This is a genomic window from Marinobacter manganoxydans MnI7-9 (assembly GCF_000235625.1).
GTDB classification, from domain to species: Bacteria; Pseudomonadota; Gammaproteobacteria; order Pseudomonadales; family Oleiphilaceae; genus Marinobacter; species Marinobacter manganoxydans.
Window position 1 is genome coordinate 54942 of sequence record NZ_AGTR01000026.1, and the last position, 14204, is coordinate 69145.

The 14204-nt window shown below is 55.9% G+C and carries 14 protein-coding genes and 1 tRNA gene; 9 read left to right on the forward strand and 6 right to left on the reverse strand.

Annotated elements, in window-relative coordinates; genetic code table 11:
* Positions 1 to 262 precede the first annotated feature (262 nt).
* A tRNA-Ser gene (locus KYE_RS06640) sits at positions 263 to 353 on the reverse strand.
* 211 nt (positions 354 to 564) lie between these two features.
* Here KYE_RS06640 and KYE_RS06645 point away from each other — a divergent pair.
* From KYE_RS06645 to KYE_RS06665, 5 genes are all read left to right on the forward strand, one after another.
* Entirely contained in the window at positions 565 to 1263 is a 699-nt protein-coding gene (locus tag KYE_RS06645) for a Bax inhibitor-1/YccA family protein (RefSeq protein ID WP_008171674.1), read from the forward strand.
* 103 nt (positions 1264 to 1366) lie between these two features.
* The gene (gene tusD, locus KYE_RS06650) at positions 1367 to 1771 is read left to right on the forward strand and encodes a sulfurtransferase complex subunit TusD (protein ID WP_008171675.1); all 405 of its coding nucleotides are present in this window, start codon (positions 1367 to 1369) and stop codon (positions 1769 to 1771) included.
* 2 nt (positions 1772 to 1773) lie between these two features.
* Positions 1774 to 2124 carry a DsrE family protein gene (locus tag KYE_RS06655; RefSeq protein ID WP_008171676.1) on the forward strand — a complete coding sequence of 117 codons (351 nt, stop codon included), beginning with the start codon at positions 1774 to 1776 and terminating at the stop codon, positions 2122 to 2124.
* Between the two features lie 5 nt (positions 2125 to 2129).
* Positions 2130 to 2414 (forward strand): sulfurtransferase complex subunit TusB, encoded by a 285-nt coding sequence (gene tusB / locus KYE_RS06660; RefSeq protein WP_008171678.1) that lies wholly within the window; start codon positions 2130 to 2132, stop codon positions 2412 to 2414.
* A gap of 3 nt (positions 2415 to 2417) precedes the next feature.
* Entirely contained in the window at positions 2418 to 2744 is a 327-nt protein-coding gene (locus KYE_RS06665) for a TusE/DsrC/DsvC family sulfur relay protein (protein ID WP_008171680.1), read from the forward strand.
* Here KYE_RS06665 and KYE_RS06670 read toward each other — a convergent pair.
* The 3 genes from KYE_RS06670 to nfuA all read right to left on the reverse strand — a co-directional run bounded on the left by KYE_RS06670 (position 2731) and on the right by nfuA (position 5147).
* The gene (locus tag KYE_RS06670; protein WP_008171682.1) at positions 2731 to 3099 is read right to left on the reverse strand and encodes a hypothetical protein; all 369 of its coding nucleotides are present in this window, start codon (positions 3097 to 3099) and stop codon (positions 2731 to 2733) included. The two genes, KYE_RS06665 and KYE_RS06670, sit on opposite strands and share 14 nt — an antisense overlap.
* Before the next feature lie 41 nt (positions 3100 to 3140).
* Entirely contained in the window at positions 3141 to 4340 is a 1200-nt protein-coding gene (locus KYE_RS06675; RefSeq protein WP_008171683.1) for a hypothetical protein, read from the reverse strand.
* A 219-nt stretch (positions 4341 to 4559) separates the two neighbouring features.
* Positions 4560 to 5147, reverse strand: coding sequence for a Fe-S biogenesis protein NfuA (gene nfuA / locus KYE_RS06680; RefSeq protein ID WP_008171684.1), 588 nt, complete (start codon positions 5145 to 5147; stop codon positions 4560 to 4562).
* 232 nt (positions 5148 to 5379) lie between these two features.
* Here nfuA and metH point away from each other — a divergent pair, with 232 nt between their 5' ends.
* The 4 genes from metH to KYE_RS06700 all read left to right on the forward strand — a co-directional run bounded on the left by metH (position 5380) and on the right by KYE_RS06700 (position 11860).
* Positions 5380 to 9078, forward strand: a complete 3699-nt coding sequence (gene metH / locus KYE_RS06685; RefSeq protein ID WP_008171685.1) for a methionine synthase — start codon at positions 5380 to 5382, stop codon at positions 9076 to 9078.
* A gap of 33 nt (positions 9079 to 9111) precedes the next feature.
* Entirely contained in the window at positions 9112 to 9348 is a 237-nt protein-coding gene (locus tag KYE_RS06690; protein WP_008171686.1) for a DUF2970 domain-containing protein, read from the forward strand.
* A 360-nt stretch (positions 9349 to 9708) separates the two neighbouring features.
* Positions 9709 to 11361 carry a nitrite/sulfite reductase gene (locus KYE_RS06695; RefSeq protein WP_008171688.1) on the forward strand — a complete coding sequence of 551 codons (1653 nt, stop codon included), beginning with the start codon at positions 9709 to 9711 and terminating at the stop codon, positions 11359 to 11361.
* Positions 11354 to 11860, forward strand: a complete 507-nt coding sequence (locus KYE_RS06700; RefSeq protein ID WP_008171689.1) for a DUF934 domain-containing protein — start codon at positions 11354 to 11356, stop codon at positions 11858 to 11860. The genes KYE_RS06695 and KYE_RS06700 overlap by 8 nt, the downstream gene beginning before the upstream one ends.
* Positions 11861 to 11934: 74 nt before the next feature.
* On the opposite strand, the gene KYE_RS06705 is transcribed toward KYE_RS06700, so the two are convergent.
* Together KYE_RS06705 and sohB are read right to left on the reverse strand one after the other, a co-directional pair.
* Positions 11935 to 12933: a YhdH/YhfP family quinone oxidoreductase gene (locus tag KYE_RS06705; RefSeq protein WP_008171691.1), complete on the reverse strand. Its 999-nt coding sequence runs from the start codon at positions 12931 to 12933 to the stop codon at positions 11935 to 11937.
* 23 nt (positions 12934 to 12956) lie between these two features.
* Positions 12957 to 14018: a protease SohB gene (gene sohB / locus KYE_RS06710; RefSeq protein ID WP_008171694.1), complete on the reverse strand. Its 1062-nt coding sequence runs from the start codon at positions 14016 to 14018 to the stop codon at positions 12957 to 12959.
* Positions 14019 to 14204 lie beyond the last annotated feature (186 nt).

The window sequence follows — 14204 nt, forward strand, 5'->3', positions numbered from 1 at the left end:
CGCCAGCCTCCACATAACGCACCTTATGGCTCGCCCTGCCCCGATTTGCGGACACGGAAAACTTGCGGTTCCGGCGTTCGGCCGAACCGGTATCAGATGTTTGATGATTCTGAAATTCGCCCATAACACCCTCTCATAGTCTCTGTGCAAGGATAATGAGGGTTAACTGGCTTCAAACCAAGTAGGGATAACCACGTCGTTATGACGGGAAATATCACGTGGGGAACAGGAGATTCGGAAGAAAGAAAGGTAAGAGGAAAAATGGCGGTGGGCCAGGGATTCGAACCCCGGGAAGGCTACTAACCTTCGGCGGTTTTCAAGACCGCTGCATTCAGCCACTCTGCCAGCCCACCGGTTTTTCCATTCGCCGTCATTGCGACAGCGGTGAGCATGATACCGGAATTGCCTGTGCTGTCAACGCTCTGCATAAAACCCGCCGCATTTTTCAACATTAACGGTTTTTAATGGAATCCGGAAGACGTTTTCCTGTCGTAAATGATTGAAAGTTGCGTATCTGACACTATTATGGGAACCAGTATCCAGTCGTTATAAACGGAGATGACAATGGAAGACAGACGATTCGGCGTTCAGAACTCTCAGGGAGCCTATTCGACTCCCCAGACGGAGCGCGCGACCACAGGCATCAGCGATGATGCGATGAAGGTGTTGCGCAACACCTATATGCTGCTTGGCATGACACTCGCCTTTTCGGCGCTGACAGCATTCCTGAACATGAACGGAACCCACCCGGGCTTCCTGATCACCATCGTGGGATACATTGGGCTGCTGTTCGCAACCTATAAGTTGAAAAACAGCCCCTGGGGCATCGTGACTACCTTCGCCCTGACCGGGTTCATGGGATACACCCTGGGTCCGATCATTGGCGCCTTCGTAGCTGCCGGCGCTTCCTCGATTGTCGCCCAGGCGCTGACACTGACCGCAGTTGCGTTTGTTGGTCTGTCTGCCACGGCCATCATCACCAAGAAAGACTTCAGCTTCATGTCCAGCTTCCTGACCGCTGGTGCGTTTGTACTGATCGGTGCCATGCTTCTGTCCTTCCTGATGGAGAGCTCTGTTCTGCATCTGGCAGTGTCCGCCGGCTTCACGATCTTTGCTTCGATCATGATCCTGTTCGAGACCAGCCAGATCATCAAGGGTGGTGAGCGTAACTACGTCATCGCCACTGTTGGTCTGTATGTATCCATCTACAACCTGTTCGTCAGCCTGCTGCACCTGCTGTCTGCGTTCAGTGGCGAAGATTGATACCAGGCTGAATCAGCCGCTTCGAAACCCCGGCAGTTGCCGGGGTTTTTGCTTTCGGTAAACTGAAAGTCATTGTCTTGCAGACTTATAACGAACAGGAACCATGTCCGAAACCTTTACCCTGGTAATTACTGGCGCGCCCTACTCGTCTCAGGCGCCCCAGACTGCTCTCGGCTTTGCGAAGGCAGCGGTAGATGCTGGCCATCAGATTGACCGGGTGTTCCTCTACGGTGACGGGGTCCATTTGGCCTCTGCGCTCTGCGCGCCGCCGTCTGACGAAACCCACTGGCCAGACGAATGGTCCCGGTTTCTGACTCAGCACAAGATTCCCGGTGTGGCATGCATTGCCTCCGCGCTGCGTCGTGGCCTCGTCAACGAAACCGAACAGAAACGCTATGAATTGCCTTCGGCCAATCTTCGGGCCCCGTTTGAAATCGCTGGCCTCGGAGAATGGGTCGAGGGGCGAATCAAATCCACGCGCACGCTTTATTTCCACGCTGGAGACTGACCATGACCACACTGATCATGATTGACCAGCCTCCCTACGGCGCGTGGACCGGACGGGAAGCACTGGATATGGCGTTTTCGCTGGCAGCCTTCGACCAGTCGGCATCCCTGCTATTCACCGGGCCTGGCGTTAACTGGCTGAGACAGACTCAGCACGCCGGAGGCATTGAACAGAAGTCTGTGGAGAAGAATCTCGCTGCAGCACCGATATTCGGCATGGACGCGATCCTGGCTGATCGGGCTGCCTGTATTGCCTACGGCCTCGATGAGCATTCGCTGATTGAAGGCGTCACCCTGGTAGATGCTGATGCCGATCTCCTCACTGACTATGACCACACCGCATTTGCAGGTTAGCTCAGATGACTGACATCCAGACATTGCACATATTGAACAAATCCCCCGATCATCCCCGGGCCGCGCGGTGCGTTGAAATGATGTCTGCAGAAGACGGCCTTCTTCTGACCGGCAACGGCGTGCTGTTGCTGGCACGCGGGAACCTTCTGCCGGGCGCCAGCAAGGTCTTTGCGCTCATTCCGGACGTCGAGGCGCGCGGACTGGGAGATCTGAGCGGCAACGTCAGTTCTGTGGACTTTGCGGAGATGGTAACGCTTTCATTGCAGGCACAACGGGTAATCAGTTGGTAAACCATGGTCAGTAATGCAATGCCACAACGAAACAACGAAGGCTTTCTTGAAGACGCCCAGACGTGGACCGAAGGTGTCGCGACGGCCATCGCTGCCGAGGACGACGTGGATCTCACAGAAAAACACTGGGAAATCATAAAGTTTCTTAGATCTTTTTATAAAGAGCATGAAATGTCGCCACCCTCTAATCGCCTGTTTGTGAAGGCGGTCAAAGAAGCGCTCGGCGAGGATAAGGGGAACAGCATCTACCTGATGCAGCTGTTTCCCGGCACCCCTGCAAAGACCGCCTGCAGGATTGCGGGGCTGCCAAGGCCAACTAACTGTCTTTAGAGTCCTTTGAGGCAGCGCCGTCCTTCTGCCTGTTGCGTTCCAGGTCCGCTGCACTGCCAAGGAAGCTGCTCAGGCCGTTCTCAAACAGGCCAGAGCCAAATTTCAGGAACTGGCGGGTCGATTCTTTAACGGTGCCGTCAAGGGCGCTTTCTGGCAGTTCCCGGATGGTATCTGCCACACCCTTTTTTACACCGCGAGTCACCGCCGGTTCGATTTCCCGGCCGGCCTCAATCAGTTCCGCCACCCTGGCATCGAGGTATGGACGGACCACGAAACGCCAGAACCCCCAGAGAGTGACAAGCACGGCGCCAACGGTTGCAAGAATCTGGATTGTCAGTGTTAGCCAAAAAGGCATGGCCTTCCTCCTTGTACTCCCGATAACGGGATTCATTCCGGCTAGAAATTCAGATAGTTCAGGGAAACGAACTGGAGTAGCCCTGCCAGGGCACCAAAAATACCGCCCACAATCATCAACTGGACCTCTTCTTCCCGGAACGCAGGGCGCAGGATGTCCTGGAATTCATCGGGTTTCAGCGCTTTCATCTGGCCGGACAGAACTTCGGCTACCACAGGTGCCCGCTCACGGTTAAAAGCCGGGTCACTGAACACGTCACGCGTAGCCAGTACCGCCTTCTGGTTCATGGCTTTCTTGAGCTCGGTGTAACCCGTCATACCAACGGTGACCTGCGCCGTCAGCTTCATGATGACAGAGTTGTCCAGTAAGGGGCGAAGGTGTTTCTGGATAATCGCACGGGTTCTGTCACCGTGGCTGCCGTTGATCATGGCGTCGGCAACCTTCTCTACAGTAATCAGTTCCTCCGCCACCAGCCTGGCCCAGACATCACTGATTTCTGGCTGCCTGCGCAAAAACAAACCCTGAACCTTCCAAAACAGGATTCGTCGGGGCTTGAGCGGCGCGAAAATCAGGTTGATGGCAATCCAGTTGGTCACGAAACCGACCACGAAGCCGCCCAGCGGCAGCAGCCAGGGCTCCGGATAGCGGGTCCATAAGGGCACAAGGAGAGCGCCAAGAATGCCTCCGATAACCGCACCTCGGTTGATCACAGACTGAAGCTCCACCGCACCGGCTTGCTGGAAAATCCGGTTCATCATGTCCGGATGTTTTTCGAGTTCGCGGCTGAGCAGAGCCTTGAGGTCGACCAACTCGTCCAGATCGTCACCAAAGTCCTCCACCAGCTCCTCTACCCTGGAGGGCAGCTGTTCACGGGCCCACTGATAAATCCGGTTTCTGACAAATAACGGAAGGTTGTCCCAAAGGACCGGCTGGATTTCGTACATAACCTCATCGATGTACTCATCCATCCGCGGGGTCACCTGGGAAATCACCTGCTCAACGATGCGCTGCGGTTCAAGCTTCTGGTAGACAGCGTTGAGGTCGCCGAACTGCCGAAGCGTCCTGTCGATGCAGATATGCGCCATCTTTTCCGCTTTGCGGGGAATAACGCCCTGCCACCCTATCAGCCCCACCCCGATGAACTGCACCGGATAGAAGGACATCTGGATGGCCAGCCAGTTGGTCAGCCAACCAACAACAGCCGCCATAAGAGGCACTGACAGAAGCGCAACGTCGAACAAGTTTGACCCCGGTAGAAGAGTGTAATCCGTTTTTAGGCGGTGATAATGCCGTTAACGGACAGACAGGATAGTACCTGCCTGCAGTTGCTGTGTATGCGACAAATGATGAAGTAATTGAAATGTCACAACATTGGCCGAGCAGCCATGGCGAAAGCGGTAATGCGGCAGGCCGAATAGATGCCGCGCCCCGCAGGGCGCGGCAAACCGGGCAGGAAGGACTTACTGGTAGTAGGCGTTTTCGGTGTAGGAGTGGTCGGTCACATCACGCACTGCAGTGATTTCCGGAACCCGCTCTTTCAAGGTTGATTCCACGCCCTGCTTCAGGGTCAGGCTGACTGCCGAGCAACCCTGGCAACCGCCACCGAAACGCAGCACGGCCACGGATTCGTCGACGATCTCCACAAGGGACACCTCGCCGCCATGGGCGGCCAGATTCGGATTGATCTCGGAAGCGAGTATGTAGTTCACCCGATCCGGCAGAGGTGCGTCGTCATCAATCTTGGGCACTTTTGCGTTTGGTGCCTTGATGGTGAGCTGCCCACCCATCTGGTCCTTGGAGTAATCCACGTAGGCCTCTTCGAGGAAGGGCACGGAATTGTGGTCCAGATACAGGATGAACTTGTCCAGATCTACCTGCTCGTCCGTCGGTACTACTTCGTTAGGCGGGCAGTAGGCCAGACAGGTTTCGGCGTTTTTGGTGCCGGGCTGGGTCACGAAGATACGTACGCCCATGCCTTCCACGTCCTGTTTTTCGATAAGTTGTGCAAGATAATCCCGAGCGGGATCTGTCACAGTAACCTGAGCCATGTTTTCAACCCGTTTGAAAATTTGGATTCATTTTAAGGGAGTTCGCGGGAACATGAAAGACCAAGTAAAATAGTCGGGCTTTACGAAGGTAATGAATTTCCCGTATTGGCAGGTATTTGCAGTAGGCAATTGATAATCGTCATTCGTACTAAGACGGGCTCGGGCAATTTTGCTATGATCCCGCGCCATTGATTTTAATACCGCGTTTTTAACGACATCCGGAAGTAAACCTATGACCGATCGCACCACCCGTCTCGACCAGCTCCACAAGGCCCTGCAGGAACGCATCGTGATCCTTGATGGCGGCATGGGCACCATGATCCAGAATCTCAAGCTGGACGAGAAGGCGTTCCGTGGCGATCGGTTTGCCGACTACGAGCGGGAAGTTCAGGGCAATAATGACCTGCTGAACCTGACCCAGCCCGCCCTGCTCCGCAACATCCACGCGGACTACCTGGACGCCGGCGCAGACATTATCGAGACCAACACCTTTAACTCCACCCAGCTTTCCCAGGCGGACTATGGGCTGGAAGCGATTGCCAGGGAACTGAACGTGGCCGCAGCCGAACTGGCCCGGCAGATCGCGGATGAGTACACCGCGAAAAACCCGGAAAAGCCGCGATTTGTTGCCGGTGCCGTCGGGCCGACATCGCGGACCGCCTCCATCTCACCGGATGTCAATAACCCGGGCTACCGCAATGTCGATTTCCAGACCCTGGTCGATAACTACTACGAAGCGGTAGGAGGCCTGGTCGAAGGCGGCTGCGACCTGATCCTGATTGAAACCATTTTCGATACGCTGAACGCGAAAGCGGCGATCTACGCCACTCAGCAGTATTTTGAGGACAGCGGCATCACCCTGCCGATCATGATTTCCGGCACCATTACCGATGCCTCCGGCCGAACCCTTTCCGGTCAGACCACCGAGGCTTTCTGGAATTCGGTGGCCCACGCCAAACCCATATCCGTTGGCCTGAACTGCGCACTGGGGGCCGACGCCCTGCGACCTTATGTGGAAGAGCTGTCTGCAAAGGCGGAAACCTATGTCAGCGCCCACCCGAATGCCGGCCTTCCCAACGAGTTTGGTGAATACGATCAGACACCCGAGGAAATGGCCGAGATCATCGAAGGCTTCGCCCGTGACGGTTTTCTGAACATCATCGGTGGCTGCTGTGGCTCCCGGCCGGATCACATCGAAGCCATCGCCCAGGCGGTGTCCAAGTACCCGCCCCGGAAGATTCCCGAACGCCCGAAAGCGTTGCGTCTTTCTGGCCTTGAGCCATTCACAGGCGACGACAATGTTCTGTTTATCAACGTGGGTGAGCGGACCAACGTCACCGGCTCCAAGCGCTTCCTGCGTCTGATCAAGGAAGAGCAATACGAAGAGGCCCTCAGCGTCGCCCGTGATCAGGTGGAAAACGGTGCCCAGATCATCGACATCAACATGGATGAGGGCATGCTGGAGTCGAAAGAGGTGATGGTCACCTTCCTGAACCTCGTCGCCTCCGAGCCGGATATCTCCCGGGTGCCGATCATGATCGACTCCTCCAAGTGGGATGTGATCGAAGCAGGATTGCGCTGCATCCAGGGCAAGGCGGTTGTGAACTCCATCAGTCTCAAGGAAGGCGAAGAGGAGTTCGTCAAGCGCGCCAGAGATTGCATGCGCTATGGCGCCGCCGTGGTGGTAATGGCCTTTGACGAACAGGGCCAGGCAGACACCTACGAGCGCAAGACCGAGATCTGCAAGCGCTCTTACGACGTGTTGACCGGCATCGGCTTCAACCCGGCGGATATCATTTTTGATCCGAACATCTTTGCCATTGCCACAGGCATCGAGGAACACAACAACTACGCGGTGGATTTCATCAACGCCACCCGCTGGATTCGGGAAAACCTGCCCCACGCCTCAATTTCCGGCGGCGTGAGCAACGTGTCCTTCTCGTTCCGCGGCAATGATGTAGTCCGTGAAGCCATCCACTCGGTATTCCTCTACCACGCCATCAAGGCGGGGATGAACATGGGCATCGTGAACCCCGGCCAACTGGTGATCTACGATGAAATCGATCCGGAGCTCAAAGAGCTGGTGGAAGATGTTGTCCTGAACCGCCGTGATGATTCCACCGACCGGCTCCTTGAGATCGCCGAACGCTACAAAGGCAAAGGCGGCAAAACCCAGGAGGAAGACCTGGCCTGGCGTGAATGGCCGGTGGAGAAGCGCCTGGAACATGCACTGGTCAAAGGCATTACCACCTATATCGTGGACGATACCGAAGCCTGCCGCCAGAGAGCCACACATCCCATTGAGGTCATTGAAGGCCCATTGATGGATGGCATGAACGTGGTCGGAGACCTCTTCGGCGATGGCAAGATGTTCCTGCCCCAGGTGGTCAAAAGCGCCCGCGTCATGAAACAGGCTGTTGCACACCTGATTCCCTACATCGAAGCGGAGAAAACGGAAGACCAGAAAGCCAAGGGCAAGATCCTGATGGCCACGGTAAAGGGCGATGTCCATGATATCGGCAAGAACATCGTGGGAGTGGTCCTGCAATGCAACAACTATGAGGTGATTGACCTGGGTGTGATGGTGCCCTGCGACAAGATCCTCGCTGCTGCAAAAGAACACGATGTCGACCTTATTGGTCTGAGCGGTCTGATTACACCGTCTCTGGACGAAATGGTCCACGTGGCTCGCGAGATGCAACGACTCGATTTCAACATTCCGCTGATGATCGGTGGCGCAACAACTTCCAAGGCGCATACCGCGGTAAAAATCGAGCCCCAGTACAAGAACGACATCGCGCTGTACGTGTCGGACGCATCCCGCTGCGTGAACGTCGCATCCCAGCTTCTGAGCAAGAATGCGAAGCCCGAGTTTGTGGAAGCCGCCCGAACTGAATATGACGAAATCCGCGAGCGCCGCAAGAACCGGGGTGACCGCACCAAGCTGGTTTCCCTGAAGGAAGCTCGTGATCGCGCCCCCGACATCTCCTTCGAAGGCTACCAGCCTCCAAAGCCGGCTTTCACCGGCATCCGGGTGTTCGAGGAATATGACCTCAACGAGCTGGTGGACTACATCGACTGGACGCCGTTCTTCATGTCCTGGGATATTTCTGGCAAGTACCCGGCCATTTTTGATGACCCGAAGCGTGGCGAGGCTGCCCGCCACCTCTTTGACGATGCCCAGAAGATTCTGCACCGGATGATTGATGAAAAGCGGGTCTCTGCCCGTGGCGTCATCGGTTTCTGGCCAGCCAACCGCCGCGGTGACGATGTTGTGCTTTACACGGACGAATCCTGCACCGAGGAGCTGACTACTCTGCACCACCTCCGTCAGCAGGATGAAAAGGCACCGGGCAAACCCATGATGGCGCTGTCGGATTTTGTCGCGCCTGAAGGCTCCGGGACGGTGGACTACGTGGGCGGTTTCGCGGTCACCACCGGCATTGGTGCAGAAGAATTCTCGGTAGAGTTCAAAGATGCCAACGACGACTATAACGCGATTATGGTGAAGGCGTTGGCCGACCGCCTGGCAGAAGCTTTCGCCGAGCGGATGCACGAGCGGGTTCGCCAGGAGTTCTGGGGCTATGCCGCTGATGAAAAGCTGGCCAACGATGACCTGATCAAGGAAAGGTACCGCGGAATACGTCCGGCACCCGGCTACCCGGCGTGCCCGGACCACACGGAGAAGGCAACCTTGTTCAATTTGCTTGAGGCCACTGATACTGCAGGCATTGAGTTGACCGAGCACTTTGCCATGTTCCCGACCGCTGCCGTCTCCGGCTGGTACTTTGCGCATCCGGAATCCAAGTATTTTGCGGTAGGGAAAATTGGCGCTGACCAGGTTGAGGACTATGCTGAACGCAAAGGCATTTCCAAGGCCGAGGCAGAACGCTGGCTTGCGCCAAGCCTGGCGTACGATCCGGCAGAGTAAGCTTCGGGTGAAGCACAGATCAGGGGCGGATGTATGACTGAATCTTCAGAAGCGGAAAAACGGGACGAAAAAAAGCCGCGTGGACCTGGCGTATTGAAAGTCATGCAAAGCATACTCGCAGGCGCGTTCGGAGTTCAGTCCGACAAGCGCCGGGAAGAGGACTTTTCAAGCCATAGCCCCTGGCCTTACATCATTGCCGGCATTCTGTTCACAGCCAGCTTTGTTGTAGGCCTGATCGTTATTGTAAATCTGGTCCTGGCGAGCCAGTAGACTACTGGCCAGCTACCCAGACCACCGCGAAAGCCACGGCAAGAACCACCAGCAGAACTGCGGCAACGGCATCGGCCTGACTGTCAGAACGTGCGGTCTTTTTCATGTCTGTTCCTCTTTCCGAGTTTTTGTCTCGTGTTTTTCTTGTTATCACGGCAGCAGCGCACACTGCTAACGTCATCCTCCAAGTTAAGCAGTTAATTGATATTCGTCCAGTCCCTTGTTCCTTCTGCTTATCGCCTGAGTCGATAAACATATTTTGAAATAATCATTTTAAGAATAAAAACCCGCTGTTATCCTTCCAGTCAGATATAAGGCCGTCGGCCTGGATATGTCGCTTTCAAGCAGGATCTTCCCACTATGTACGTATATGATGAACACGATCGGCAAATGGCTGCCGAGAGGGTTGCCCAGTTCCGTGACCAGACAGAAAGAGCGCTGGCCGGAGAATTGGCTGAAGACGAGTTTCTTCCCCTTCGCCTGCAGAACGGCCTGTACGTTCAGCGTCTTGCCCCCATGCTCAGGATCTGTGTTCCTTACGGCATGATGCGCTCAGACCAGCTTCGCCGGCTTGCGCGAATCACCCGGGACTACGACAAAGGCTATGCGCACTTCACCACTCGCCAAAATGTGCAGCTTAACTGGCCGGCGCTGGAAGACGTTCCCGACATTCTTGCAGAACTCGCTGAAGTGGAAATGCACGCCAACCAGACCAGCGGCAACTGCATTCGTAATACCACCACAGACCAGTTCTCCGGTGTTCAGTCGGACGAGATTGCGGATCCGCGGCCCTACTGCGAAATCATTCGCCAGTGGTCCACGTTCCATCCGGAATTTGCCTTCCTGCCGCGGAAATTCAAGGTTGCCGTAAACGCGTCCGAGCAAACCGATCGAGCCGCCATCCAGGTGCACGACATCGGGCTTCAGATGGTACGCAACGAGGCCGGCGATCTCGGTTTCCGGGTACACGTGGGCGGTGGTCTTGGCCGTACGCCCATGGTCGGGCCGGTAATTCGCGATTTCCTGCCGGAACTGGATCTGTTGACCTACCTGGAGGCCGTGCTTCGCGTCTATAACCGATACGGTCGGCGCGACAACAAGTTCAAGGCCCGGATCAAGATTCTGGTGAAGGCTCTGACCCCTGAGGGCTTTGCTGAAAAGGTGGAAGCAGAGTGGCAGCATATCAAGGAATCCCCGACCCGGCTGACGCCCGAGGCGATTCAACGTATCCAGGGCTACTTTACCGAACCGGATTACGCAGCTATCGACAATGCCACGGACCTGCTGGCCAGCCAGCGGTTTGAGAACCGGGGCTTTGACCAGTGGCTGACCCACAACGTGGACACCCACAAGAAGGCAGGCTATGCCATCGTCTCCCTGACGATGAAGAAAACCGGCACTCCTCCTGGCGATGTCAGTGACAAGCAGCTTGAACAGATTGCCGATCTGGCAGACGAGTTCAGCTTCGGTGAAATCCGGGTCACTCACCAACAGAACGTGGTGCTGGCCGATGTGCGCCAGGATCGGCTGTTTGAACTGTGGCAGGCGATTACGCCCATGGGTTTCGGTACCGCGAACCTGAACACCCTGACTGATGTTATCTGCTGCCCCGGCGGTGATTACTGCGCCCTGGCCAATGCCAAGTCCATCCCGGTGGCCGAGGCCATCCAGCGGCAGTTCGATGATCTGGATTATCTGTACGACCTGGGCAATATCGATCTGAACATTTCCGGCTGCATGAATGCCTGCGGCCACCACCACGTCGGCAACATTGGTGTTCTCGGTGTCGACAAGAAAGGCCAGGAGTTCTATCAAATCAGTCTGGGCGGGTCGTCCCATCATGATGCCTCAATCGGCAAGATTCTGGGGCCTTCCTTTGCACGGGATGAGATGCCCAAGGTGATTTCAAAGATCATTGATGTCTACGTGGACAAGCGCACGGAAGAGGAAACCTTCCTCGACACCTATCGCCGCGTAGGAATTGATCCATTCAAGGAGCGGGTTTATGCCTAACGTTATTTCTCCGGATGGCAGCATCCGCCAGGACAACTGGGTAGTGGTGCCCCGCCCCGCCGAGGGCGAATCGCTGGATATTCCGGCCGACCAGCCGGCGTTAATCCCTGCGGATCTCTGGCTGGCAGGCTATGAGCATTTTACCGGACGGCAGGAGATTGGCGTGTGGTTCGACAGCCACGACGAGCCGGAGATTCTGGACGGTCGGGTGAACGAACTGCCGGTAATTGCTGTGAATTTTCCGAAGTTCAGTGACGGGCGTGGTTACAGCATTGGCCGGCTACTGCGTGAACGTTTCGGCTACAAGAATGAGCTTCGGGCGATTGGAGACGTGTTGCTGGATCAGCTGCAGTTCATGAAGCGCTGCGGATTCGATGCTTATGTCCTTCGGGCTGACAAGGACATCAACAAAGCTGCGCGGTGCCTGAACTTCTTCAGCCAGGGCTACCAGGCCGCGACCGATACGGAGATCCCGCTGTTCCGGCGTCGGGCCTCCTAGTTATGAAGCTTTAGAGTACGAAGAGAGGGGCTTTTCCCTCTCTTCTATTCCATCTTATCGGTTGGAGTCGCTTCTTATTTAGAGTGATCCAGGACAATCTTGCCGGCTGATTCACCTTTCAAGAACGCCTTCAGCGCCCCATCCAGCTCACTGCGACCGATATCCCGGGCAGACGCTTCGGTCTTCGGACACGCCCACTCCCCGGCGAATTTCTTCCATACCGCTTCTTTCTCTGGCAGGGGAATCTCTACCGAATCGACACCCAGCAGATTCACGCCTCGCAGGATAAACGGCAGCACGGTGGTCTGAAGGCCCGGACCGGCTACGAGACCACAACAGGATACTGAGCCACCAGGCTTGATCTGCTTGAGCAGTTCGGCCAATGGGCTACCACCCACCGTATCGACAGCGTTCGCAAATGCCGGTTTAACGAGGGGTTTCTTATCCTCGGCCAGGGTTTCACGACCCACAACTTCTTTAGCCCCAAGAGCTTTGAGATCGTCTGCATGGTCGGCCTTGCCGCTTATGGCGACGACGTCGAACCCAAGTTTGGCAAGCAGTTCCACCGCAACGGTGCCAACGGCACCGGAGGCTCCTGAAACAGCGACTTTGCCCTGCTCCGGCTTGGCGCCCATAGTCAGAAGCTTCTGAACACAGAGACCGGCGGTGAGGCCGGCGGTGCCATAGATCATAGCGGTACGAGCGTTCCATCCTTCCGGCATGGGAACACACCAGGCGGCAGGTACGCGGATGTATTCGCCAAAACCGCCGTCTGTATTCATGCCCAGGTCGTACCCGGTCACGATAACCGGACTGCCGTTCGAGGGGTTGCCAGTGGCGGAATCGACGACCTCTCCTGCTGCATCAATACCCGGGGTATGGGGAAAGGAACGGGTAACGCCCTTATTGCCGGAAGCCGACAGCGCATCCTTGTAGTTGAGAGAAGAGTGGCTTACCCGTATCAGGACGTCACCATCAGGAAGGTCGGCAGTACTCAAAGATTTCTCCGCACCGACATACTCGCCGTTCTGCTCTTCAACGCGCCAGGCCTTGAATTCGGAATTGGTGGTCATCATTCTTCTCCGCTTTCGGTGGTCTACTGGAACTTCTGGTTGCGGAAGGCGCCCAGGACTTTCCAGACAGTGTGTTCAAGCGCCGAACTGGTGGCCAATCCGAGTTTTTCCGGAAGGGTCCGCTTGCGCTGATATGCCACTGAGACTACGTCTGCCCGGTCGCAGGCTTCAATGAGATATTCGTCGGAGGTCTTGATCTCGTCGATCAGTTTCACTTCGAGCGCTCGCTTGCCAAACCAGATATCTCCATTGGCAACGGCTGCAATGTCCAGGTCCGGCCGGCGTTCGCTGACATACTCTTTGAAAAGACCGTGAGTGTCTTCAAGATCTTCCAGAAATTTCTGTCGGCCTTTATCGGTGTTTTCACCAAATATAGTCATGGTGCGTTTGTGCTCTCCAGCGGTGAGCACCTCGAAGTCCACGTCGTTCTTCTTGAGGAAACGATGGAAATTCGGAAGCTGGGCAACCACACCGATCGAGCCCAGGATGGCAAAGGGCGAAGCAACGATCCTGTCTGCGACGCAGGCCATCATGTAGCCTCCACTGGCCGCCACCTTGTCAACGCAGGCGGTGAGGCGAAGACCCTTGCTGCGAATCCGGTCCAGCTGGGCGGCCGCAAGGCCATAGGAATGAACCAGCCCACCACCGCTTTCGAGGCGGATAACCACTTCGTCTTTTTCCGGATCGGCAATACTCAGCACCGCAGTAATTGCCCTGCGAAGCGGATCTGTGTCGCTGGCTTTGATATCGCCGTCGAAATCCAGAACATAGACGCGACCACGACTGTCATCCTGCTCATCGGTATTCTTCGCGGCCTTGGCCGCTTTCTTCTCCGCCTTCTGAGCCTTTTTCCGGGCCTTCTGGAACACCTTTCTTTGGTGATCAGACATCAGCCGTGACTGAATCGATTCACGCAGCTTTTCGTATTTCTCGTTGAGTTTCCGGATCTTGAGTTCTCCCTCGCCCTCATGATCGCCCCGATCCTTCTGGGCCGCGGACATGATGACAGAGATCACTACCAGGGCCGCCACCACGAAAGTAACGATCTTGGCCAAAAACAAACCGTATTCTGTCAGGAACTCCAAAGTGCTTCTCCAACTCAGTGTGCGGGAACAAGAGTGTAACTTACCGAATTTATGGTGATAAGGAGAGCAAAAAAATTAAAACAAGCGTTCGATCGATCTTGACAGGGCCGACCACTCACCATAAAGTCGGATTGCGAGGTCGGCTCTACCCGGGCACCCGATCAGGCTCGTGCAGCCAGGGACATC

Coding starts and splice junctions, on each gene's coding strand:
- nfuA (WP_008171684.1), bottom strand. CDS start 5,147: ATGGCTCAGGTTACTGTGACAGATCCCGCTCGGGATTATCTTGCACAA.
- tusB (WP_008171678.1), top strand. CDS start 2,130: ATGACTGACATCCAGACATTGCACATATTGAACAAATCCCCCGATCAT.
- KYE_RS06705 (WP_008171691.1), bottom strand. CDS start 12,933: ATGACCACCAATTCCGAATTCAAGGCCTGGCGCGTTGAAGAGCAGAAC.
- KYE_RS06695 (WP_008171688.1), top strand. CDS start 9,709: ATGTACGTATATGATGAACACGATCGGCAAATGGCTGCCGAGAGGGTT.
- KYE_RS06665 (WP_008171680.1), top strand. CDS start 2,418: ATGGTCAGTAATGCAATGCCACAACGAAACAACGAAGGCTTTCTTGAA.
- tusD (WP_008171675.1), top strand. CDS start 1,367: ATGTCCGAAACCTTTACCCTGGTAATTACTGGCGCGCCCTACTCGTCT.
- metH (WP_008171685.1), top strand. CDS start 5,380: ATGACCGATCGCACCACCCGTCTCGACCAGCTCCACAAGGCCCTGCAG.
- KYE_RS06700 (WP_008171689.1), top strand. CDS start 11,354: ATGCCTAACGTTATTTCTCCGGATGGCAGCATCCGCCAGGACAACTGG.
- KYE_RS06670 (WP_008171682.1), bottom strand. CDS start 3,099: ATGCCTTTTTGGCTAACACTGACAATCCAGATTCTTGCAACCGTTGGC.
- KYE_RS06645 (WP_008171674.1), top strand. CDS start 565: ATGGAAGACAGACGATTCGGCGTTCAGAACTCTCAGGGAGCCTATTCG.
- KYE_RS06690 (WP_008171686.1), top strand. CDS start 9,112: ATGACTGAATCTTCAGAAGCGGAAAAACGGGACGAAAAAAAGCCGCGT.
- KYE_RS06655 (WP_008171676.1), top strand. CDS start 1,774: ATGACCACACTGATCATGATTGACCAGCCTCCCTACGGCGCGTGGACC.